Below are 22,979 nucleotides of genomic sequence, written 5' to 3' on the forward strand. Positions count from 1 at the left end.
CAACGTGGGTAGACTGAAAGTTACACCGCTCGACGTGTCGAGTCAACATACGTAGACTGAACTCATGGAATCCAGCACCAGCCGAGCCCAACAGCGCCGCAACACTGAGGAGCGAATCCTGGCGGCGGCGGGGCGGCTGTTCGCGGAGGTCGGCTACGACCGGACTACCATCCGCGCCGTAGCAGCGGAGGCGGACAGCGACCCTAGCCTGGTGATGCGCTACTTCGAGTCTAAAGAGAACTTGTTCGCTCGCGTTGCGGTCTTCGGTGACGATCACCCCATCACTGGAGCGCCGGAGCATGTGGCTGAACTCCTACTCGATGCGCTCGCGATCAAACTCGCCGACAAGCCAGTCAATGCACTGGCGGCGATCCGATCGATGCTCACGCACCCGGATGCCGCCGAAGAGGTTCGATCAGCCATGGCGGCCCGCCAGCGCGAAGCAGCCGAACATCTCACCGCCGATGAAGCGGGTTTGCGTGCCGGGCTACTGGGCGCGCTGACCATCGGCGTGGTGATAGGGCGCCACCTGCTTGAACTCGATGGCCTACGCGACGCCCCGCCGCAACGGATCATCGCGTTGCTGCACAATGCCTTCCACGACATCGCACGCGGCCCTTGCGAAGATTCCGATAACGCAGCCACCAAGGCGAAGCAGTGTCTCGAATCACGCGAATAGGTGACGAATAAGCGCAGCACCTGCCAAGAATCACCTTTCGGACTGCACACTGCGATTGGGTTGGAAAACGACCTATGCGGTAGATCGGTCATAGTCCGCTTGCATGCCGGGCGAGGGCTGTCGAATGTGCGCGTTGGGCCCGTATCCGTCGGCGTCGAGAATTCCTTCCACGATGGCCAGAGGCGGCGGGCTGAGCAGGTGGTGATGAGGAGTCCGATCACTTCCACGTTGAACGCGCCGGGGGTATCGGGTTCGCGCAGGATCGTTCTGCGAAGGTCGTCCCGTGCACGGTCGGCTCTCTGCCGCTGTGCTGCAGGCATATCAAACGGCGGCGAGCTGGCTCCGGCGCCGGCCGGGCCAGCTGGGTGGACGGTGTCGCCTGCCGTTGGGCACTGGTTGAGGGTGGCGGTGCGCCTGAAGAAAGCAGGCTGGTGCGATGTACTCCGAGGCTGTCCCCGGGCCTATCGTCTGATGCAGACCGCCTATCGGCCGTAGGTCGGTTTGCGGTTTCTTTTCTGTGCACCATGGCATGTTGTTCATTTGCGCTCGTCGACTGGATGCCAGGAAGTTCGATCACCGGCTACGGTGTCGCGAATGACGGCGACGGTGCGGGCGAGGTGAGGTTCGGTGCGGTCGCTGCGGTAGGCAATTGCTAGTTCGACAGTGGGGGAGAGAAGCGGGCGGTAGGTCACACCGGAGAGTGGCAGCGCAGTCACCGGATCCGGTACGACCGCCACACCGAGCCCGCCGGCGACCAGGGTGACCAAGGTGGAGGTTTCCCCGACTTCGTGTCTGACGCGAGGTTCCACTCCGGAGTCGCGGAGCAGGCGCAGCACGACATCGTACATCGCCGATCGCTGGTCGGCGGAATGAATGATCAAGTCGACATCGACCAGGTCGGCAGGCGACAGTTGCTTCCACTGCGCGAGGTGGTGGCCTGTGGGGATCGCGACGACCAAGCTGTCCTGGCGGAGCACGGTGACGGTGAGCGATAGGTCGGCCACTGGCGGACGTAGCAGCGCCACGTCGATCTGTCCGGATCGAAGTGCGTCGATCTGGTCCGGGACGAGCATTTCGCCGCGAAAGGAGAAGTCGATGCCGGGCAGTTCGGCGGAGAGAACGCGGGACAGTTCCGGTAGCAGGCTGTAGGTCGCCGAACCGACACATCCCAGGGCGAGGTGGCCGATCGAGCCCGCTGCGATTCTGCGCGCCTCGTGCGCCGCCGCATCGATATCGGCGAGTACGGTGCGGGCCCGGGTCAGGAAGCTGGCTCCGGCCTCGGTCAGCTGTACGCGCCGGGTCGTGCGGTGCAACAGCTCGGCACCCACTTCCTTCTCCAGCTGTTGTATCTGTTGCGACAGCGGCGGCTGGGCCATGTGCAGACGTTCGGCGGCCCTGCCGAAATGTCGTTCCTCGGCCACGGCGACGAAGTAACGCAGATGTCGGAGCTCCATGCCGCCTCATATCTCACAAGTCTCAATAATGCTGGATATAGATATTTAACTATATCAATCGGCGGCCCTAGTGTCGGGCTGTGAACGCTTTTGTCTACAGCTCGATCCGGACTCCGTTCGGGCGCTTCAACGGCGGGCTGGCCGGTATCCGGCCGGACGATCTCGCCGCAACTGCGATCTCCGCGGTGCTGGCCGCCGCCCCGGAGCTCGACGCTGCCGCGATCGATGAGGTGGTGTGGGGTAACGCCAACGGGGCCGGCGAAGAGAACCGAAATATCGGCCGGATGGCGACACTGCTGGCCGGACTCCCGACCTCGATTCCCGGCACCACCGTCAACCGGCTCTGCGGGTCGGGTCTCGACGCAGCGATCATCGGCTCGCGCCAGATCGAGACCGGCGATGCGGATATCGTCCTCGTCGGTGGTACTGAGTCGATGACGCGTGCTCCGTGGGTGATGACCAAACCGGACCGGGCACATCCTCCGGGGGACGCGGCGCTCGTATCCACCACGCTCGGCTGGCGGCTGGTAAACCCCCGGATGCCGGACGAGTGGACCGTGGGTCTCGGCGAGGCCAATGAACAACTCCGGGAAAAGTTCGGGGTTCCTCGTGAGCGGCAGGACGCGTTCGCGGCAAGGTCGCATGAGCTCGCTGCCGCCGCGTGGGACCAGGGGTTCTATGACGAGCTGGTGATACCCGTCGCAGGCATGGAAAGAGATGAAGGTATCCGGCCCGATACCTCGGCGGAGAAACTCGCCGGTCTTCGGCCCAGCTTCCGTGTCGACGGCACCATCACTGCGGGTAACGCCTCACCGCTGAGCGACGGAGCCTCGGCCGTACTGCTAGGAGGTGCGGGTGCTGCCGACCGGATCGGTCTCGCCCCCAAGGCTCGGATCGCTGGACGTGGTGCCTTCGCCACCGACCCGCCGGCCTTCGGCTACGCGCCGGTCGAAGCGGCCAACCGGGCCCTGCGGCGGGCAGGTATCGGCTGGAAGCAGGTGGGGGCGGTGGAGCTCAACGAAGCCTTCGCGGTGCAGTCGCTGGTGTGTATCGACGCCTGGGGTATCGATCCGGAGATCGTCAATTCCAAAGGTGGCGCGATCGCGATCGGCCATCCGCTCGGTGCGAGCGGTGGCCGTATCCTCGGAACTCTCGTGGGCGTGCTGCGGGAGCGGAACGAGCGCTGGGGCGTCGCCACCATCTGTATCGGCGTCGGTCAAGGTCTGGCTGTCGTGCTGGAGAATACGGAGGTCTCGAAATGAGCCGGACCCGGATCCTGGACACCGTCGACGAAGCGGTGGCCGGTGTCCAGGACGGTGCCACCGTCCTGGTCGGCGGCTTCGGGATGGCGGGAATGCCGTTCGATCTCATCGACGGACTCATCCGGCAGGGTGCGAAAGAACTGACCATCGTGTCCAACAACGCAGGCAACGGTGAGGTCGGCCTGGCGGCACTGCTGCAGGCCGGTCGGGTCGCGAAGGTGATCTGTTCTTTTCCCCGCCAGGCCGATTCCTACGTCTTCGATTCCCTCTACCGCGCCGGTGAGATCGAACTCGAGGTCGTCCCGCAGGGCAATCTGGCCGAGCGGATCCGCGCCGCCGGCGCGGGCATCGGGGCGTTCTTCTGCCCGACCGGAGTCGGCACACCACTGGCCGAAGGCAAGGAGACGCGCGAAATCGACGGGCGCAGCTACGTTCTGGAGTATCCGATCAAAGCCGATATCGCGTTGATCAGCGCTCACATCTCCGATGCCGTGGGCAACCTGGTCTACCGCAAGACAGCGCGCAACTTCGGCCCGGTCATGGCGACAGCCGCCGCCACCACCGTCGTCCAGGTCGGCGAGGTCGTCCCTGCTGGGGCGCTCGATCCCGAATCTGTCGTGACGCCCGCGATCTACGTCGACCGAGTCGTTCGCGTCGACACCCGCCACTACACGGTTCAAGGAGCTCGATGATGACTCTCACCCCGGACGAACTCGCCGCGCACGTGGCTCGCGATATCCCGGCGGGTGCCTACGTCAATCTCGGAATCGGATTGCCGACCAAGGTCGCCGACCATCTTCCCCCGGACGCCGGAATCGTCCTGCACACCGAGAACGGGATGCTCGGCATGGGGCCGACGGCAACCGGTGACCAGATCGACCCGGACCGCACGAACGCCGGCAAGGTCCCGGTGACCGAACTGCCCGGGGCCTCCTACTTCCACCACGCCGACTCCTTCGCGATGATGCGTGGCGGTCATCTGGACGTCTGCGTCCTCGGCGCACTCCAGGTGTCGGTCACCGGCGATCTGGCCAACTGGCACACCGGCGCGCCGGACGCAATTCCCGCGGTCGGTGGCGCCATGGACCTCGCGATCGGCGCCGAGCAGGTCTTCGTCATGATGACCCTCTTCGACAAACGCGGGCAATCCAAGCTCGTCTCGGCCTGCACCTACCCGCTCACCGGCATCGGCTGTGTGAGTCGCGTCTACACTGAGGCGGCGATTCTGGATCTGGGTCCGGGCGGTGCCGTCGTACGCGAAACCTTCGGTATCTCGATCGAAGAGCTGCAAGAGCGCGTCGGTGCGCCCCTGATCGCCTGAACGCTCGCGGATTCGTTGTTTCGGAAAAGCGTCTGGCTATCGGTCAGGAAATGCTGGTGGGACTCACGGCGCCGCGTCGGTGCTGCGGCTGATCTCCTCGAATCGATCGACATCTCGGGCGATATCGGCGACTGCTGCGCGGATCCCACCGAGCGCGTCGGTAACTAGGATCAGCAGATTTGGCGGCTCATCGGCCTCGGTGGCCTGCAAGATCGCGGCCGCTGCCCGGACCGGCATACCGCGCTGTGGACCGATAGTCGAGTCACCGGACTGTCCGAGTGCCCGATCGTGGGCGCCGATCCGGATATCGGACTGGTCCGCGGAGCGCCCGCAAAACTCGGTGCGCATCGATCCGGACTCGACGACCATGACGCCAGCCTCAGCGGCTCTACCTCCTTGCGCAGCGACCCGGACAGCCCTTCCAAGGCAGCCTTCGCGGCGGAAGCAGTAGCCACCGCCCGCGAATGCGATGCGCGCACAAACAGAGGAGTTATTTACGATCAGGCGGCTGCCGCGGCGGCGGATTCCGGGCAGGGCCGCCTTGAACAGGTCGACAGGGCCGAAGAAGTTCGTGGCGAAAAGGCTTGGAACGGCTTCGTCCTCGCCTTCTTCGATCGCTGCGGTGTATCCGTACCTGCCGTTGTTCACCAACACGTCGGCGTGCAACAACCGATCAAGGATACGACGTCAAAATTTGCCGATACGAACTCTTCCGAGCCCGACTCGCCAGCGGTCACCGGCGAGTGACGTCACAGATGTCCCGATACAGCGCAGTCGGCCGCGGTGGCAGCCCTCGGGCGGCCGCGTTGCGGTCTGAGGAGCTCGCGACCCGGATTGTCGCCCGACGGTAACCGACTCGGCAACCGTGCGGGCGTCTGAGTTCGTGCGCTCGGCGCCGGGCCGGGGCTGTTCTCGGTGATCTACGCGACGGTACTTGACCCGAACGTGGTGTCGAGGCGTTGTGTGCGCCGGGTTTCCGAGGGCCAGTAGATGGTGTAGTAGAGCCGTGCGAGGGCGGGAAGGGAGGGGCGGTTGCGGATGTCGTGGTCGACCATAGCGTCCACGACCTCTCGCCCCATCACCTCGGCCACCTTTTGATCAACGCGGTAGCCGATGTGTCGGAGGCGTAGCCCGACGGTCAGTAGATGCCAGATCACATGACACTGGCCCGCCGCCCGAACGCTCCCGCACTCAACTGCGGGATCAACCAGTCCGCGACCGGCTCGACCCGTCGGGACAGGAGTTCGAAATCCGCCCGGCGCGGCAACAATCGGCCATGCCACCGAAGCTCCTCACCGACCGCACGGCGCACATCCCCGCGATCCAAGAATTCACGATCGATCCCCACCAACCACCAGCTCCTGATCCACACCGAGCTCGGCCCATCCACCACAGGCGTCCCATGACCTTCAGCCGAGGACCGCCCGTTGTCCCGTTTCTTCGAGCAGCCGCTCCCAACCGTTACAACCCCAGGATCCGTGCACCAGAGAAAACGACGGGCACGCTGTCGTCGGCTGCTTGTACGCTCACCTGTTCACATACATGAGGAGGTCCGGCCGTGGCCGTCGCAGGTGAAGACTCCGCGCAGGTACCGGCAGACGCCGAGGGCTCGCCGGACGACGTGGCCGGTGGTGACGAGCGAGAACAGCAGGTGGGCTCTGCGAAACTGTTCCATCTCGGGGCTCACGGAACCCAGCTGCCGGCCCCTAGGATCGACGAGCTCGGCGTCGAGTGGATTCACGACGTCTGCGACCGGTTGTGGAACTATCGAAGTGCTGACTTCGAACCCGATATCACCGTTCCCCTCGCAGAAAGCCAGTGGCGCGAAACCTGCGCGCTCGCGGGATCGATCGCGGAATCACTGATGCTCGGGGTGGCAACCCTGGTCGAGATCCGCTGGCACGAAGACGCAATCCGCGCAAATACCGAGCCGACCGGAATGGGTCTCGCACAGCGGTACCTCGCCGACGCCGTGTGCGAGAGCACGATCGGCGTAGGCCACCGATTGATCAACCTGGTCGCCCGGGTGACGCGCAACGACCCCGCCGTCCTTCAGCTCATCGACACCAGCGGCAAGAACCTCAAGGACCTGAAACCGCTGGGCACCGTATACACGCCCTTCCGCACCGACACGCGGAAGGCATGGCTCTCGCTCAACAACGCCACCCTCTCCCAACTGCGAGCGGTCATCGAGCCGGGAAAAGCCAGCCTGGTCGCACTGCTGGACCGACTCGACACCCTTGCCGCCGCACCACAGTGGAACAACGCCTTCGACCACCGCGCGGAGAATTTCCACCGCTGGCGCCGTGAACACGAATATGTCTCCGGCGTCGACCAAACCACCGGTAACGCACGCGACGTGCTGGATTACCGAGGCAGAGTCACAGGAAAAAGCTTCGGCTCCTACAACACCCGATACACCGCAGCCGACGGCCTCGGCGCCCAAGCCGCCATTCACGCCCGCGAAGGCCTGGAAGCGACCGCCAAAGCCGCCGACGACATTCTCGATCTGATCCTGTCCGCGCTTCCCGATCTCGCCGAAGGAACCACCCTCGAGGTGACTACCAGTGATTATCGACTACACAGGGCGATGCCCTGGACCGGGCGGCGCTGAACCCACCGCCAATGCCCAGCAACCCGAGGTAGACAAGCCGACTTGCCTCAGCTCGGTCCGAGCTGGCATCGCATGATAACGGCCGCACAGCGACAACGCGCACCGCACACGACACACGACATGCCCGCGGATGTGTCCTGCAACCAGTAGTCGGCGATCGTGCCCACCGCGGCGAACCCGTTGCGGGCCAATACCCCTGCGGACTGATAGCGGGTTCCCGACACCCAGGGCGCGGCATACAGGGCGCTCCAGCTACGGCGGCGACCGAACTGCACGCACTTTTCGACCACATCGTTGCCGACCCCGTGGCCACGCGCCGCCGGAATGACCACGACCGACTGCAGGCAGCCGACGACCGGGCCATCGGCCTCCGCGCCGGTGAACCCGAGCGAGGCGAACGACTGCGCGAAGCGCTCCCGCGCCTCGCGGTCGGTGTACGACACGATCGACACTCCGGCCAGTATCGACTCGTCGCGGTGCGCGAGAAACACTGCCGACTCGGGCGACGCCGCCAGGTGGTGCAGTTCGGCCTCATCGACATACCCGGCACCGAACTCGGCGTCGAACAACCGCACCGTAGGCGCCACCCACCACAGCCGGTCCGGCGACGCGCGGTTGACACGAACCGGAATGGTCGGCGCACCATAGCCGGCGAGCACCGTCGCCTCGTCTGCCGTAGTGGATCGATTCTGCCCATGTGACATCACAATGGACAGTATCCAGCCGCGAGTGCGACGACGGTGCGGGGAAGAACTCGCCGATGCCGAGATCGGCCAGATCATCGTCGAAGACGGCCGACAGGTCCGGCCGTCAGTTCACGCCGCAGGATCCTCGGCAGCGATCACCCGCACACCTTGGTGAGCCGCCATGACCTTGCCCGTGCATATCAAGCCGCCGACCGGCTAAAAGAGGCGATAGTGCTGGATGAGGCGGCGCTCGTCGACCGTGAGCGTGTCCTCGGCCATGAGCATCCAAACACCCTGCTCTCACGCACGGACACGGCCCGGGCGTACGACGCAGTTGGTCGAACCGAAGAGGCACTGGCCTTATTCGAGCGCGTCCTTGACGAACGAGAACGAACGCTCGGAGTTGAGCATCCCGACACCAATGCCGTACGTGACTATCTCCTGCGCGCGCGAGCGCGTCTGCAACAGTCAGGGTGACCCCCACTGGGGGCTGCTGCAAGATCAGATGAGTCCAAGGACCGGAAAGAGGTGCGACTTCCCGCTCGACGAGCATTCGATGAGTTCCTCTCGGCCGTGCGCGAGGACCTGCGCCTCACAGCGGTGTCGGTGCGTTCTTCCCGGAGGCCACCGCACAGGCCCTCCTACGGCCTGACCGACCACCGGTTCCGCAGACTGAGTGGCTGTCGCCATCCAAGCAAGGGCGTAGCCATCCAACGGGTGTAAGCAGATTCAGCGGGCCGAAGACCCCGTGCCGTCGTTGCATGCCGCCTCAAATCAGGCACGCGCCGGCGGCGGGCACCTCCTGCGTCAAGGGCGCCAGGAATGCATGGGGCACGCGGGAGGGTCCAATCGAGGCCCTGCGCGCTGCGACGATATACCGAGCAGACCGCACGCCGTCGTGTGGCTACGGTAACGGGCGCATCGGGATGCAGCAGCCCGAGAACCGGAGCAAGTCCGAACGCTGGCGGCCCATATTCGGCCGTGGCCCCGGTTGCTTCGGCGGGTGGTATCCGGTCGCAGAGGAGGCGCCGGCCTTCGTGACTGAGGGCGAGGATGTCGGGCTCATGGTTTGGGCATGGCCACAGACCATCGGCGGACCCGGTCACCGTAGGTCCCCCACTCGTCGCCAGCATCGCCGGCACTGAAGCTGTCCAGCGGTAGCTCCTCAGCGAGAATCCCCGGCCGATCGACTTCGAGCGGCTGGTATTCGGATCGCTTCAGCTCCGGGCACCATCGCTTCGCCGTGGCCAGGCAGTCACGGTGTAGTGCCGTGTCACTCATGAAGGCGCCTTCGTGAGTGATGACAACCCAAAGTGGTGAAAGAGGCGTATTCCAACCATCGCTATCCTCACGGAGTCGACGACCTGACCGACGCTGGCCTGCGGTCGCAGAGGGGGACGCGCCCGCCCGCGCGGCTGTGGGATCGTAGTTGCATGAAGTTGAGTCGATGGACCTTGGTGGTCACACTCCTCGTGGTCGCCGGTCTTGGGTTCTGGTTCTTCGTGGCGCGATGGGACGACGCGAGCAAGATCGCCTCGATTTTCTCGGCGCTGGCTGGTGTCGCGGCCGTTGGTATCGCGGTGTGGGCGGCGCTGCGCGGCGCCGCGTCATCATCCAAGATCACCGTCAAGAACAGCGGGAATGCGTCGAGTGACTCCGGCGACGCCAACACAGGAGTGAGAGGCAAGGCGAACTCTGCAGGGCTCTCAGTCAAGATCAAGAATAGCGGCGATGCCGAGTCGAAGGACGGGAACTCCAACACCGGTCTACACCTCGGTCCGTGAAATGCCCAAGCCGACAACATCCATCGACGTATCAGACACGGGCGCCGCGACAGCACCCCGAGGGTACGCAAACACGGGTGTACACATCGGCGAGGTCAACCTCCGAACCGGGGCGCCAGTCAAGACCCGCTACCAGTATCAGGTCCAACGCATCGCGCCCGACGCGCTAGCCGGGCGGGACGCCGAGATCGCGACGATGGCGGAGTTCGCCCGCAGTGCGGACACCGCAGGTGAATACTGGTGCTGGGAGGCCGGGCCCTGGTCCGGGAAGTCCGCCCTGATGTCCTGGTTCGTTTTGCACCCGCCAGAGTCGGTCCGGATCGTGTCGTTCTTCGTAACGGCCCGTCTGGCAGCACAGAACAACCGGACCGCGTTCGTGGCCAACGTCCTGGAGCAGCTCTTGGCGTTATTGGGCGAGGATCTTCCTCCGCTGCTCAACGACACCACCCAGGATGCGCACCTCCTGGGCCTCCTCGAAGACGCAGCCGACGCCTGCCAAGAACGCGGTGAGTCGCTGGTGTTGGTTGTGGACGGACTCGACGAGGATCGAGGTGTGACCGTCGGTGCCGAGGCACACAGCATCGCAGCATTGTTGCCGGAGCGATTGCCCGCCACGATGAGAGTCATCGTGGCGCGGAGACCGAACCCGCCGATCCCAGCGGATGTCAGCATGCGCCATCCGCTGCGCGATCCCACGACAGTACGGGTGCTCAAGCCGTCGCCAGCCGCGCAGATAGTCCGCGGCGACATGGAGCGTGAGCTGGATAGTCTCCTGCTCGGCTCGTCTGAAGAGCGGGACCTCCTCGGGACGCTGGTCGCCGCCGGAGGAGGCCTGACGGCGAGCGATCTATCGTCGTTGACTGGACTCTCGAAAGCCAGGGTGGAACGGCAGCTGAGCGTTGTCAGCGGGCGGAGCTTCTCGCGCCGAGAGAGCCACTTTCCTCCGAGCATGCCGACGCTGGAGATCTTCATCCTTGCCCACGAGGAGCTCCAGGAGACAGCAAGGCGGACGCTAGGCCCCGACGGTCTACAGCCTTACCGGAATCGGCTTGCCGAGTGGGCTGGCGGCTACACGCACAGGCGCTGGGCGGAACCCGTCCCCGACTACCTCCTTTTCGGCTACCACAGCCTACTGTTGGCTGAAGGGGACCTTCAGGCGGCAACCGACCTTGTCACGAACCCGAGCCGTTACAACCGCATGCTCGGCCGGTCTGGCAGCGACGCCGAGGCGCTAAGCCAGATCAACAGTGCCTTGCGAGCCGCGACCATCGATGGACAGAACCTGCCCATGGCCGCGAGGCTCGCCGTGCACCGCGATCATCTGCTCGATCGGAACAGTGCGATGACGATCAAGCTGCCGCTCGCCTGGGCGAAGATCGGGCACTTCTCCAGGGCAGAACGTCTGGTTCGATCAATGGTCCAGCCGGAATCCGAATGCTTCGTGCTCGCCCTACTCAGCGCCGAGCTGCACCACCGCGGCCAGACGGATCGAGCCGAGGCACTGCTAATGGAGGCCTCGGCGGCGTCCGCCTCCTTTTTCGACTCTCAGCGGCGGAACTGGACTCGGAGTGCAGTGGTGCGCGCGCTCGCCACCACCGGCCGGCTGGACGACGCCGAGAGGCTTGCCATGTCGGACGCTGCGGATACCGGAGGCCGCAGTCGGGTGATCCGGGTGGTCGTGGAGGAAGCTGCTCGGGCGTCCGACATCGCGCGTTGCGAGCGGCTCATTCCCCTCATCACGGCGCCGTTCCAACAGGTTGAGGCCTTAATCGCAACCGCCGACGCGGATAGATCCGATGACATCTTTGTCTACCTCGACAAGGCTCTGGCCGTGCACCGATCGCTGGAAGCAGGGGAGCCCAAGATCCGCGCTGGCATGCTTCTCGTGAAGGCGTTGATACGGAAGGAACGACGTGATCGAGCGGCCGAGTTGCTCAATGATCTGGAGACCGAATCCCGCGACCTGCAGAAGGCATTGACTAGGGCAGAGGCCACGGTCTCGGTAGCCCGCGCGGCGATCGAGCTGGGTTCCAACGACCAGGCCAAGGCCTTCATTGAAGAGGCTGTAGGCCTGCTCCTTAAATCCGTTGGCGACGCCGAGACACGGCTCCGCCTGGTCGCGGCCATTACGTACGCGTACGTGGAGATCGGTGGTTTGGAAGAGGCACGGAACTTCTCGGACTCGCTAGAAGACCCATTCCTGCGGAGCGAATCCCTAGTGGCACTCGGTGGGAGCGCCGCTTTGAAAGGGGAGGAAGCGCTTGCCTACACCTGGCTACAGATGGCCGAGAAAATATCTCGTTTCGCCTTCGGTCCGGATCGGGTAGATCGAACGAAGGCTGCCTCGGCGTTGATCTCGGCAACGCGGGGGAATCTTCGCGAAGCGACCAAAATCGCCAATTCGATAACGTCCACAGCCAGCCGAGGTAAGGCTTTCGCCGCTGTGGCTCACGCGGGTGGCGCACATGTGAAGCACTGGCCCAACGACTTTTTGACAGATCCATCCCTGGATGTGCCCGACTTTCGGCGGGTGCGCCATGCTCTCATTAAGGGAGTCGCATCGGCCGGGGCAACAGGTCTCGCTGTCAAGATGGCTACGGAGATAACCAACAAGACTCAGCGGCGACGGGCGATGACCGTGATCACCGAGGCGGTGGCCATCCGTGGGGAACTCGACGAGGCGACCGCCATGGCGCAGACCATCCGTAACAACGACGCTGTTGTCGCTGCGGTGGCCGATGCCGCGGCGACACAGGGACAACTGGCTCGCGTCGAGGAGCTCTACTACACCATCAAGGCGCGTGGACCACTGAATCGTGCCCGGCGTGCCTTGGCTGAGGCCGCGGCTCGTACGGGTGACCTGGATCGTGCGCTGTCGATCGTCGCCGACGTGAGCCCCCAGGCGCTCCAGGACCAGGTGCGAGGGGCGGTGGTGATCGGCCTCGCCGGAGCCGGAAGGATCGCCGACGCCGAGCGGGTGGCTAGGACTCTGCAAGGCGCCGCGACGCGGAACCGCGTGATGGCCGCCCTGGCGGTCGCGGAGGCGGAGGCCGGGAACCTGGAAAGGTCGGCCGTGGCCGCTGACCGGGTCGCCAACCCCGGCTTGATCATCGAATCCTTCGCTACTGCGGCCATCTCTCGCGGCGCGGGTGCCGGCAGATGCCGTCTGGCCCGCGCATTGCTTCATGGCTCCTGGGTAGGATGCGTCATTGCGCTACAACACCTTGCTCCTGAGGCACTGGACATGGCGGAGTCCGCACTGATTGAGACAACAAGACATGCGGAGATCAGAGCACCACAGTAACTCGTTCCGCCAGGCCCGGGTCCGCCCAGGCAAAGCGCGTGCAAGCCGACGCGAGCCTGTCGAATGCTGTTGCCCTTGCCGGACGTACGGATCGGTATCGAGACAAGCCGCGGTTCAAAGAGGACTGGCGCGACAAGCTGGACTCGTTCCTATTGACCGCTGTGGAGCTGGAGGCACGCCGCCACGCTGCTAATACGCTTCATCATCCGCGTGCCAGGCGGTGGATGAATGTTGCATCAAACGCAGTTTAATGTTCCCCCGGTTTCATGGAGTCGAGATACTGGACTTCAGGCCACGGGTTGGATGGGCGGTTGCATCGTCTCGTACTCGATCGGGGTCCGCATACCGAGCGCTGAGTGACGACGGCGTCGGTTGTGGAAGATCTCGAGGTGCTCGAAGATCGCGTTCGCCAGCTCGATCCGGGTTTTCCGGCGTTGCCGGTTCAAGAGTTCGGTTTGCGTTCTGCCCCAGAATGATTCGATGACGGCGTTGTCGTAGCAGTAACCGATCGAGCCCATCTACGGGGCCAGCCCAGATTTGCGGGCCCGGTCGGTGTAGGCCCAGGAGGTGAATGGGACGCCGTGGTCGGAGTGAATGATCGTGCCCGGCTCCGGTGTTCGGTTCGATATCGCCATCCCGAGGGCGTTGGTGACCAGTGCCGCGGTCTGGGTCGAGTCGATGGACCAGCCGACAACTCGCAGTGAGTGGGTGTCGAGCACGACCGCGCAGTAGACTTTTCCTTCCCTGGTGTAGTGCTCGGTGATGTCGGTGACCCACAGCTGGTTCGGCCGTGACCGGGTGAAAGCCCGGTCGACCAGGTCACCGGCGGTCGGGGTCTGATGCCGGGACCGGGCCCGTTTGACCCCGGGCAGGCCCATGATCCCAGCGCGGGCCATCAACAGCTCGACCTGGTTGTAACCGACCCCGATACCGAGACCAAGGGTGAGTTCGGCGTGCACCCGCGGAGCACCGTAAGTCCCCGAGAGGCGGCGTGGACCGCGCGGATCTGGTCGGTGAGCCAGGCGTGGCGGATCGCTCGTTGCGAAGGCGGACGTGATCTCCAGTGGTAGAAACCGGACTCGGAGGCGTCCAACAGCCGGCACGCGAGCTGCACCGGCAACCCTCGCTTGAGATCGTGGCGATGGCCGCGTAACGCCTTTTGGGTCGCTGGCCTGTTTTTTCAGCAGCTCACGAGCCCGTTTCAGGATGGCGACCTCATTCGAGTTCCCGGATGCGGCGCTTGGCTGCGATCAGTTCGGACTGCTCGGCGCTGGTGGCCCCTGGGATCTGGCCGGTGTCTATCAGTTCTTGTTTGCGCCAGACATAGATTGTCTGGTCGCTGATGCCTAGATCCGTGGCTACCTGCGCGACCGGCCGACCGGCAGCGACCAGATCCAGGACCTTACGACGGAACTCTTCGGGATAGCGCCTTGGCACGAACAAGTCTCCTTCGATGACTTCGTGACCAAGAGTCAAGCAAACCAACTCCGGAAGACCGGGGGAACATCAAGTTTGTGGTCGTCCCAGAATCCCGGTGCGCGGACGCGCTCGACGTCTCCGACCGCCACCACCGCAGCGACCCCCACCGGTGGTCGAGGGCGAAGAGCAGCGGTAAGCGGTCACCGATCGCTAACGGCGGAACTCTCCGGTTCTGATATCGACCCATCGTCGTACGCTGGGCGGCGATGACTATTCGAGGCGTAGAGGGTGCGTATCAGGGGGCTCTTCGGGCGTTCCGGGCCCCGATGCTCGATTTGCTTCACCAGACGTATGCGCCATTCGTGGTGACCATGCTGGCGACGGTGTTCACTGCCGAGCGGTCCGCGGTCGCGGTGGCAGATGCGCATGCGGAGATCGGTGATGCGTTGAATCGGTTGCGGGCCGCTGGGTACGGAGAGGATGGTCAGTTGCCGTTACCGGCAGGGAACGCACGGGATCTGTGTCGCCAGTGGGTGAACGCTGGGTGGCTCATGCGGCAGGTGCTGGACAACGAGGTCGAGGTGTATCGATTGTCCGCGCACGGGGTGGGCGCGTTGGAAATCGCGGGCCGGGTAGGCGGTTCCCGGACGCGGGTGTCGGAGTCGCGGGTGCGGACTCTACTGGAGGCGGTGGAGCGGCTGGCTCAGGATGCCGATCCGGATGTGATGGCGCGTATCGCCCGCTTGGAGTCTGAGATTCGGGAGCGGCAGCAGGAGCTGCGGCGGCTCGAACGTGGGGGCGCACTCGAGGCCGTTGGGGACGATCGGCTGGTGGAGGAGGCTGAGAACGTGCTGCATCTGGCGCGGGAGCTGCCGGCGGATTTTGCCCGGGTGGCCGAGTCGATCAAGGCCATGCAGCGCGATGTCGTCGCTGATCTCCGGCAGGATGTGCGGCCGACAGGTGAGGTGTTGCGGGAGTATCTGGAGCGGGGGCAGCAGATCATGGATGCAACTCCGGAGGGGCGGGCGTTCGCGGGAGCGTTGCGGTTGATCGGTGACCCGGAGCAGATCGATGATCTGTCGGGCAGGCTGCGGACGGTGCTGCGGCATCAGTTCGCCGCGCAGTTGAGCGAGCCGCAACGGCGGGAATTCGCCGATGTCGCACGTCGGATCGAAAGGGGTGTGAAGGAGGTGCTGACCGCGCAGCGGCTGGCGTCGCACGTGATCACGACACAGGTGCGCAACCACGACCCGATGCGGGATCGGCAGGTGGACGAGCTCCTGCGGGAGGTGATGACCGGTTTACACCGATGGATGCCCAGCTCGCGACAGGGCCAGCAGATCGAGCCGCTGCGCCGCCTGCCGACCGCCCGCATCAAGTATCTGCGCCGATCGTTGAGTGATCCCCGCCCACCGCAGCCTCCGGCACCGTTGGTCGAGTGGAACGAGGAGATGGTGCCGGACACCGACACCCGGGCGTGGGGTGGACCGAATTATGCTGCGCTGGAGGATCATCTGGCGCAGCTCACGACCGGGGTGGGCAGTGTCGAGATCGCGGACGTTTTCGGTGCGGCGGCCGAAGAGATCCGTCGTCCGGTCGATCTGCTCGGTCTGCTCGAACTCGCGCATCGCTCTGGTATGACTGAAACCGAGACTGTTGTCACCGTCGAGGCGGTCCGGCCGGATCGGACTCGCCGACGATTCGCGCTCGGTGGGGTTACCGTGATGCCCAAGGAGGAGGGGGCTGGCGATGAGTGTGACAGATAGGCATGATGGGTGGGAAGAGATCGACAACGCTGGCTTCATCGACCCGGTATCGATGGAGGAAGATCCGACCGAATTGTTTGCCGGTGATGCGGGGACGCTGGACTCCGATGTGCGGCGGGTGCTTGTGCGGCTGCTACAGAATCGGTTCCTGCTGGCCGACAAGAACTCCTCGCAGTGGCGGACGCTTTTGGAAAACCAGCAGATTATCGAGTCGCGGCTGCACGATCTGTTCGTGCGGCTGGTGGTCGATCACGATCGCGGTATCGCCTACAAACAGCAGGTGCGGTCGGCAGAGCTCGAGGTGCCGATCCTGTTGAAGGACGATCCATACAACCGGGCCGAGACGCTGGTGCTGGTGCATCTGCGCACGGTGTTCCAACAGGAGCGCATCGCGGGTGAAACGTCGGCGCGGGTCGATATCGAGGAGCTCGAGCAGACGGTGCTGACCTACTTCGACCCCGACGACACCAATGTGGCAAAGGGACAGCAGGAGATTCGCGGCGCCGTAGCGCGGTTGACCCGGGAGGGGTTCATCGAGGAGGAAACCGCAGGCCGGTAACCGATCACGCCGCTGGTTGAGGTCGTGATGAGCACAGAGAAGCTGGCCGAGCTGACCCGCTGGCTGCGGGACCGCAACGCCGGCACGACGGACCTCGCAGGAGATGGTGACGCGGAGGCCGCGCGATGACCATGATCGATACGCTGTTCGGGCTGATTCCCGAGGCGTCCCGCGGACAGCAGTGGGTGGCGCAGGATCTGCAATTGGTCAATTGGGGCGGGTACGACGGACAACACCGGGTACGGTTCGCTCCCGGGGCGACCCTGCTGTGCGGAGAGTCCGGGTCGGGCAAGTCGACCCTGATGGATTCCTATATCGCGTTGATCATGCCGCACACGATGCCTTTCAACGGAGCTTCCAACGGTGGGGTCGTCGGCCGCCCGCGCGGCAAGGACCAGCGCAACATCCTGTCGTATGCGCGGGGAAAGCTCGACGAATCCCGCACCGGGGGTGAGACGAAAGCCCGGGTGCTGCGCGGCGACGGCCGCGATACCTGGTCCGCCATCGCGATGACATGGGCTGATCGGTCCGGTGCACGGTTCACCGCGGTCCGGGCCTGGTACGTGCCATCCGCCGCCAGGTCGGTCGAGGACCTCGTCCAAATACGAGCCACCTGCGATGAGCCGTTCGACCTGAGCACGCTGGCAGGACCCGCTAACAAACGGCTCGCCGTGCCCGCGGTCGAAGCACTCGGGCTGAAGTGCTTCCCCACCGATCGGGAGTACACGGCGCGGTTGCATACCGCGCTCGGGATCGGTGCCGCCGGTGACGGGAACAAGGCGGTCGCACTACTGGGCCGGATCCAGGCCGGACAGCAGATCACCACGGTCGACGCGCTGTACAAGACGATGGTGCTCGAGGAACCCTCCACGCTGACCACCGCCGACGAAGTAGTCAAGCAGTTCGACGAGCTGTCCAGCACACGCAAACAGATGACCACCGCCCGCCAGCAGGTCAGGACACTATCTCCGATCCGAGAGCACCGCCGCACGATCCACGACGCGATCGAACGCTTGCAGATGATCGAGAGCCTCGGTGCGTTCACCGACCCGTCATCTCCAGCAGGATTGTGGCGGCACGAACAACGTGTCGCCTTGCTCCTCACAGCCGAGGAGGACCTGTCACGACAACGAAAGCAGGTGAACACAACCCTCACCGCAGCGACAGCTGTGGCCGAGGGGGCGAGAGTCGAACTGGAAGGGATAGCGGAGACGCTGCGCGCATCCGGCGGCGACAGGCTGGACCGGGCCCGCGGAGCGCTCCGGGAGGCAGAACAAAAGCTTGACGCGGTCGCACGGACGAGGGTGCGCCTCGATGAGGCGCTGGAGGTCATAGGAGCGACAGTCGCCAGTGGCGAGGATTTCGCCGGTCTGGTCGAGATGGCACACCGGGTGCTCGGAGACACGAAGGCCCGGGAGAACGCACAAAACCTCTTCGCCGAGGCTAAAGCGCACCAGAACACCGTAATGCGTGAGCTGCAGGAATTGCGCGCCGAGCGTAAGACCGTCGCCGCCCGACGGGACAATATCCCCACCGAACTGCATCGAGCACGTGCTGCCCTCGCGGAAGCCGCCGGGCTCACCCCGGAGCAGCTTCCATTTGTCGGCGAACTGATCGAGGTGCGTACCGAATTCGAACCCTGGCGCGAAGCGTTCAACCTCGCCCTGGGCGGATTCGCCACCAAGATCCTCATCGACACCGCGCACCTGAACACCTTCCGCGAAAAAATCAACACCGTGCGCACCACGCGGCGCATCCAGTTCGAGGGCGTACGGACCGGCCTACGCGATGAGACCGGGCTCGACAGCCGCAGACTTCCCGGCCGCCTCGACTACCGCCCCTCACCATTCACCGCCTGGCTCAAAGACGAACTCGTCAGGCAGTTCGACTACGTCTGCGTCGAGAATCCCCGTCTTCTACCGCAACATCCCAAGGCCCTCACCATCACCGGTCAAACCTCTAACGGCGCGCGTGGCGCACACGGAGGTCAAGGACGGGCCAACGTCCTCGGCTTCACCAACAGTCGGCTGCTGGCACGCCTCGACGAACAGATCCGCAACGCAGAAAAACGCAAAACAGACACCGATGCACGGGTTGATGAGGCACAGGCCGCCCTCGGCTCCTTCGAAGACCGACGCAGCGCCTACCGAACCGTCACCGAACTGACCTGGGACCAAGTAAACATCGACGCCGTCTCGGCCGAACGGGACCAATGGGCGCAGATCATCGACAAGGTCCACTCCGACAACCCCGAGATAGACCGGCTGCAGACGAAAGTGAATGAGCTGCAGACCAAGGTCAAAGACCTCACCGAGAAGGCGATCCGGGCCAAACTAGCGAAAGAAGCCCTCGACGACGACTGGGAACGCATCACCACTCAGGCGGCTCACGCCCAACAAGAACTCGATACCGCCCGGCAGTCCGGACGCGAGGTCACCATCGAACACCGCGAATACCTCACCGCACGATTCGGCGAAGAGCACACCGGCAATTTCCCTGCAGGCAAGGCCCTCGAGCTCTTCGATGCCAGCACCCAGCGTGTGGCTGGTCGCCTCACCACCGATCGGCAGGCCGCGGAAAACTCGATCAGCTACGCCAGAAACGCGCTGACCACGACATTTTCTACATTCGTCGAACGCTGGCCCAACCCGAACCTCGGCACCGACCCCGACGCTTCCTACGACGATTTCGAACGCCTGCCACCGACCTCGAGACCAGCCGGCTGCACGAGCTGGAAACCCAATGGCGCGACAGCCTGCTGAAACTGTCCGGCAACGACCTCACCAGCCTCGACAGCGAACTCTCCTCCGCCATCCGCGAGATCCGCGACCGAATCGAACCGGTCAACCGCATCCTCGCCGAACTACCCTTCTCCGACGACGAGCACCGGTTGCAGATCGACCCGCAGGAAAGCCACTCCACGGTCCGCGCCCGCTTCCGCAAGGAATTGCGTGACGTCCGCACACTGATCGACCGAGCAAGTACCGACACCGAGCGGGAACGCGCCTACAGCCGGATGGCCAAGGTGATCGACCGCATCCGCCGCACCGCCGCCGACTTCGCGGACCTGGTAGACGTACGTAATCACATCCGTATCAGCGCCGAAAAACTAGACGCCGCAGGTCAACACGTCGCGCTCTACGACCACATCGGCGAGAAATCCGGCGGCGAATCCCAAGAACTCGTTGCCTTCATCGTCGGTTCGGCGCTGCGCTACCAACTCGGCGACGCCGGCGCCGAACGACCCCGCTACGCCCCGGTCTTCCTCGACGAAGCACTCATCAAAGCCGACGCCCGCTACACCGGTCGCGCCATCGGCGCCTGGCGCGGACTCGGCTTCCAGCTCATCATCGGTGCCCCCAACGACAAGAACAGCGCCATAGAACCCCATGTCGACGCCGAATACCTCGTGCTCAAGAGCACCCAGAACCGCTCCTGGGCCAAACCCATCGTTGGCCTTACCGGAGGGGACGAGTGACCGGCAGACTCGTCACCCCGATGGAGGCGATCGAGACAATCCGCCGAAGGATCGACCAGAGATGGGCCGAAATCGTCTGCGCGGAACATGATGTCGGCAGCCCCATCTCATTCTCCATCCCACTCCGTCCCGGCCTGTCGACCGGGAAGGCGGTCGAACGATTCGGGTACGGACGCTGGCACGACTGGCACACAGCTTGGCGCACGTTCGACATGCAGTACCTCGGAGACGCCAATGACATTCGGATCATCCGCAAACCGATGACCATCCGCGGTGTGAGCGACGACTTCCCCGCAGCGCTCGTGTCAGAAAAGCCTAGCGCCGCTATCGAACTCGTGTCCCGTACCCAAGGGAAGCCACTGACAGTCGACATCGAACGAGCCCGAACCCTCGCGGCATCACTCGACGCCGTCGGCGCGACCCTTACGTCAGCCACCCTGAAAGCCGCCTACCGGCTGGCCGATCCCGACATCACAGCCCTGCTCGCGGCTACTGCCTGGTTGCGCGACCACCCCGACGTGAGCGCCTGGACCGCCCGCCAGCTCCCGGTTCCCGGCATGCATTCCAAATGGCTTGAGACCCACGGCGCTCTCCTGGAAGCTGTGGCCGGGCGCGCTGTGCGCGCCCAAGTCCGGCCTCGACTCGCCGTCGCCCACCTGACCTACACCGACCCCGACTACCTCGCCTCAGGCAGACGGCGGCACGACGCGTGGACCACCGGCGATACACACGATCTCGCCTACTCACCACGCATAGTCCTCATCGTCGAAAACCGCGACTGTCGCCTGTGGTTCCCACCCACCGCGAACACGATCATCGTCGAAGGCAGCGGCAAAGCCGCCGCGTCCCTGCTCGCCGGCATCAGGTGGATACGCGCAGCCGACCACATCGTCTACTGGGGCGACATCGACGCCGACGGCTACGCGATCCTCAACCGATTCCGCGACGCGATGGCCACCCCCACCCCCGACGGTCTACCCGCCAAAACCGTCCACTCCCTCCTCATGGACGCTCCCGACCTACACCGATACGCCGACCACGGAGTCAACCACGACAAGACCAGCCGTCCCATCAACCCCTCCGCGACCCGACTCACCCACCTCACTCAGGCCGAAGCAACAGCCTACGACGCCCTCGCGACCGCCGGCCCCGCACCGTTTCGCCGCATCGAGCAGGAAGCTATACCACTCCCTCACGCCGCGACACGACTCAAATCCTTGATCGATTCACTCACAATTAGGTCGCGGTCCTGACATTCAAGATCGTAACGACCGTGAACGCCTATGCCGTTCGTCGTTAGGCGCGACGCGGGGGTAACAGTCACATTCGGAAAGCGAGCCTCGCCAGATGCCTGGCGAGGCCGACCGCCCGGAGCATCCAGTGGTTCGGCCGCGGCGCCCCCGTTGACCTCCTATCCGTCCGGGAACTTCGCCGGAACCGAATGCAGCGCCGCGCCAGCGGTGGCGTCGGTGAGCGAAGTGGCGGCCGGAGGTCAACGCCTAGACCAGATCCGGCCGGACCTCGCCGGTCACCTGCAACGACAGGCCGGCTGCAAATCCTTGAAGCTGAGAGATGTCGCTGGCCTGGGTTACGGCGATCCAGGCGTCCAGGTGGTGGTGGCCGCGCCGGTGGCGCAGCATCCCGGCGAAGTCGCTGGCCAGCTGATCGACGGCACGCAGGACCGGGCAGCGGTCCAGAATCCGGGCCAGTCGGCGGGCAGTAACGTGGCCGGCATGACGCCTGACGAAGAGCCGGAGCCCTGGATCCTCCGGCTGCCCGACGCGGTGTTCTTCCTCCAGGAGGTTCTAGCCCGACAGGAGCGCCTCCAACTGGACTTCTCGCCCGGGTCGTTGGCCGGGCTGGAGCGGTATCTCGCCCGGTTCGAGGCGCCCGCGGAGTTCCGGGACGTCGAGGACGCCGAATGGATCGTCGAGGGCGCCGCGGGCTACGTGGGCGAGACGCTGCTGCGGCTGGCCGGCGGGGGCTGGGCGGAGCAGGAGCGGCCGGAGCTGTTCGTCGTGCCGTCGATCCACGCCGACCCGGCGCTGGGGCTCGAGCCGATCAACCCGCTCGACCTGGTGGACGCGGCGACGCTCGGCGGGGATCCGCTGCGGCGGCAGTACGCGGCGTGGGCTGAAGCAGCATGCCCAGCCGCCCAGGTCGATGAAGAGACCTTAATAGAGTTGGACGACCCGTCCGCGGACGAGTCGTGAAAGTGCTGAGGTGGGTATCCGCACCCCGCCATGAGGTATTCGGTGGAGTTCGGTTCGACCTCAGAGGAGAACGGGTCCAGCGCGGTCGAGGGCACTGTGGGTTCGGTTGTCTAACCGTACTGTGCCCGAACCACATGCGAACCGATTGTGGTGGAATGACATTCGACATTCTGTCCGGGATCGGCGCGCTAGTTGTCGGCCTCCGGGCGGCTGCTCAGATTCCCGCTGCGATCGCCGCTGTGCTTCGCGCCTGTCGACCGGTGATCGATGCAGCACGTGACCTTCGCATAGCGAGCACGCGACCCCAGCGCGACGGCGACGAGGACTTGTGAGCACCTCCGTCCGCCTCACCGCGATGAGCAGATGCCGACGGCGGGAGATCGTACTGTATTCAACGGCACCGGCTTCGCAGATCTCGACTGCGCCGAGCCGGACAAGGA

The 22,979-nt window shown here is 64.7% G+C and carries 19 protein-coding genes and 1 pseudogene; 14 read left to right on the forward strand and 6 right to left on the reverse strand.

The annotated features are described in order from the left end of the window. Positions 1-64 precede the first annotated feature (64 nt). Positions 65-679, forward strand: coding sequence for a TetR/AcrR family transcriptional regulator (locus tag ACWCPQ_RS32170; RefSeq protein WP_449905984.1), 615 nt, complete (start codon positions 65-67; stop codon positions 677-679). Positions 680-1,215: 536 nt separating this feature from the next. On the opposite strand, the gene ACWCPQ_RS32175 is transcribed toward ACWCPQ_RS32170, so the two are convergent. Continuing rightward, on the reverse strand, positions 1,216-2,133 hold the full coding sequence (locus ACWCPQ_RS32175; protein ID WP_449905987.1) for a LysR substrate-binding domain-containing protein: 918 nt from the start codon (positions 2,131-2,133) through the stop codon (positions 1,216-1,218). Between the two features lie 80 nt (positions 2,134-2,213). Between ACWCPQ_RS32175 and ACWCPQ_RS32180 the strand changes: the two genes are divergently transcribed. Genes ACWCPQ_RS32180 through ACWCPQ_RS32190 form a run of 3 tightly spaced genes read left to right on the forward strand, consistent with a single transcriptional unit; the run spans position 2,214 to position 4,716 of the window. After that, positions 2,214-3,395 (forward strand): thiolase family protein, encoded by a 1,182-nt coding sequence (locus ACWCPQ_RS32180; RefSeq protein WP_449905990.1) that lies wholly within the window; start codon positions 2,214-2,216, stop codon positions 3,393-3,395. Next, positions 3,392-4,087, forward strand: coding sequence for a 3-oxoacid CoA-transferase subunit A (locus ACWCPQ_RS32185; RefSeq protein WP_449905993.1), 696 nt, complete (start codon positions 3,392-3,394; stop codon positions 4,085-4,087). Before ACWCPQ_RS32180 ends, ACWCPQ_RS32185 begins: the two co-directional genes overlap by 4 nt. Further along, positions 4,084-4,716 carry a 3-oxoacid CoA-transferase subunit B gene (locus tag ACWCPQ_RS32190; protein ID WP_449905996.1) on the forward strand — a complete coding sequence of 211 codons (633 nt, stop codon included), beginning with the start codon at positions 4,084-4,086 and terminating at the stop codon, positions 4,714-4,716. Before ACWCPQ_RS32185 ends, ACWCPQ_RS32190 begins: the two co-directional genes overlap by 4 nt. 63 nt (positions 4,717-4,779) lie before the next feature. Here ACWCPQ_RS32190 and ACWCPQ_RS32195 read toward each other — a convergent pair whose 3' ends face one another. Both ACWCPQ_RS32195 and ACWCPQ_RS32200 read right to left on the reverse strand, forming a co-directional pair. Then, on the reverse strand, positions 4,780-5,385 hold the full coding sequence (locus tag ACWCPQ_RS32195; RefSeq protein WP_449905999.1) for an SDR family NAD(P)-dependent oxidoreductase: 606 nt from the start codon (positions 5,383-5,385) through the stop codon (positions 4,780-4,782). 251 nt (positions 5,386-5,636) lie between these two features. Beyond that, complete coding sequence (locus ACWCPQ_RS32200) at positions 5,637-5,798, reverse strand: hypothetical protein (protein ID WP_449906002.1); 162 nt, start codon at positions 5,796-5,798, stop codon at positions 5,637-5,639. Positions 5,799-6,337: 539 nt separating this feature from the next. Between ACWCPQ_RS32200 and ACWCPQ_RS32205 the strand changes: the two genes are divergently transcribed. After that, positions 6,338-7,330: a hypothetical protein gene (locus ACWCPQ_RS32205; RefSeq protein WP_449906005.1), complete on the forward strand. Its 993-nt coding sequence runs from the start codon at positions 6,338-6,340 to the stop codon at positions 7,328-7,330. A gap of 47 nt (positions 7,331-7,377) precedes the next feature. On the opposite strand, the gene ACWCPQ_RS32210 is transcribed toward ACWCPQ_RS32205, so the two are convergent. Further along, positions 7,378-7,899 carry a GNAT family N-acetyltransferase gene (locus ACWCPQ_RS32210; protein WP_449906008.1) on the reverse strand — a complete coding sequence of 174 codons (522 nt, stop codon included), beginning with the start codon at positions 7,897-7,899 and terminating at the stop codon, positions 7,378-7,380. Between the two features lie 288 nt (positions 7,900-8,187). On the opposite strand from ACWCPQ_RS32210, the gene ACWCPQ_RS32215 reads away from it, so the two are divergent. Next, the gene (locus ACWCPQ_RS32215; RefSeq protein ID WP_449906010.1) at positions 8,188-8,493 is read left to right on the forward strand and encodes a tetratricopeptide repeat protein; all 306 of its coding nucleotides are present in this window, start codon (positions 8,188-8,190) and stop codon (positions 8,491-8,493) included. Positions 8,494-9,078: 585 nt separating this feature from the next. On the opposite strand, the gene ACWCPQ_RS32220 is transcribed toward ACWCPQ_RS32215, so the two are convergent. Continuing rightward, the gene (locus ACWCPQ_RS32220) at positions 9,079-9,297 is read right to left on the reverse strand and encodes a hypothetical protein (protein WP_449906013.1); all 219 of its coding nucleotides are present in this window, start codon (positions 9,295-9,297) and stop codon (positions 9,079-9,081) included. Between the two features lie 152 nt (positions 9,298-9,449). Between ACWCPQ_RS32220 and ACWCPQ_RS32225 the strand changes: the two genes are divergently transcribed. Further along, complete coding sequence (locus tag ACWCPQ_RS32225; protein WP_449906015.1) at positions 9,450-9,800, forward strand: hypothetical protein; 351 nt, start codon at positions 9,450-9,452, stop codon at positions 9,798-9,800. 1 nt (position 9,801) lies between these two features. After that, the gene (locus ACWCPQ_RS32230; RefSeq protein ID WP_449906017.1) at positions 9,802-13,104 is read left to right on the forward strand and encodes a hypothetical protein; all 3,303 of its coding nucleotides are present in this window, start codon (positions 9,802-9,804) and stop codon (positions 13,102-13,104) included. Positions 13,105-13,391: 287 nt separating this feature from the next. Here the strand turns inward: ACWCPQ_RS32230 and ACWCPQ_RS32235 are convergent. After that, a pseudogene (locus ACWCPQ_RS32235) lies at positions 13,392-14,541 on the reverse strand (IS3 family transposase). A gap of 248 nt (positions 14,542-14,789) precedes the next feature. On the opposite strand from ACWCPQ_RS32235, the gene ACWCPQ_RS32240 reads away from it, so the two are divergent. From ACWCPQ_RS32240 to ACWCPQ_RS32265, 6 genes are all read left to right on the forward strand, one after another. Next, positions 14,790-16,289, forward strand: coding sequence for a DUF3375 domain-containing protein (locus tag ACWCPQ_RS32240; protein WP_449906019.1), 1,500 nt, complete (start codon positions 14,790-14,792; stop codon positions 16,287-16,289). Then, on the forward strand, positions 16,273-16,848 hold the full coding sequence (locus tag ACWCPQ_RS32245; RefSeq protein ID WP_449906022.1) for a DUF4194 domain-containing protein: 576 nt from the start codon (positions 16,273-16,275) through the stop codon (positions 16,846-16,848). The genes ACWCPQ_RS32240 and ACWCPQ_RS32245 overlap by 17 nt, the downstream gene beginning before the upstream one ends. Positions 16,849-16,973: 125 nt before the next feature. After that, positions 16,974-19,610: an ATP-binding protein gene (locus ACWCPQ_RS32250; protein WP_449906025.1), complete on the forward strand. Its 2,637-nt coding sequence runs from the start codon at positions 16,974-16,976 to the stop codon at positions 19,608-19,610. A gap of 128 nt (positions 19,611-19,738) precedes the next feature. After that, entirely contained in the window at positions 19,739-20,326 is a 588-nt protein-coding gene (locus ACWCPQ_RS32255; protein WP_449906027.1) for an SbcC/MukB-like Walker B domain-containing protein, read from the forward strand. Beyond that, the gene (locus ACWCPQ_RS32260) at positions 20,323-21,579 is read left to right on the forward strand and encodes a Wadjet anti-phage system protein JetD domain-containing protein (RefSeq protein WP_449906030.1); all 1,257 of its coding nucleotides are present in this window, start codon (positions 20,323-20,325) and stop codon (positions 21,577-21,579) included. The genes ACWCPQ_RS32255 and ACWCPQ_RS32260 overlap by 4 nt, the downstream gene beginning before the upstream one ends. A gap of 216 nt (positions 21,580-21,795) precedes the next feature. Further along, positions 21,796-22,539 carry a hypothetical protein gene (locus ACWCPQ_RS32265; protein ID WP_449906033.1) on the forward strand — a complete coding sequence of 248 codons (744 nt, stop codon included), beginning with the start codon at positions 21,796-21,798 and terminating at the stop codon, positions 22,537-22,539. The last annotated feature ends 440 nt before the right edge of the window (positions 22,540-22,979 follow it).

This window comes from Nocardia sp. NPDC001965 (genome assembly GCF_053594175.1).